A 215-nucleotide genomic window follows, 5' to 3' on the forward strand; every position below is an offset into this window, starting at 1 on the left:
GATGCTGCCATTTCTACCTTAACTCCTACTTCGGCTAGTATCGTGGCGGACGGTTCTACTACTCAAGTTTTAACCGTAACTGCTAAAGATGCCAATGGAAATAATTTAACTGCTGGCGGTGCTACTGTCACCATCACCAACTCATCTGGTTCAGGTACCATTGGTTCGGTTACAGATAATAGCAATGGTACATATACCGCTACTGTCACTTCTCC

General features: G+C 44.7%; 1 protein-coding gene. It reads left to right on the forward strand.

The window, feature by feature from the left end; all coding sequences use genetic code 11:
* Nucleotides 1–215 (forward strand): Ig-like domain-containing protein (locus ACST15_RS12590; RefSeq protein WP_459455003.1); only part of this gene is annotated, 215 nt, incomplete at both ends.

The sequence above is a fragment of the Aquirufa sp. Wall-65K1 genome (assembly GCF_054558475.1).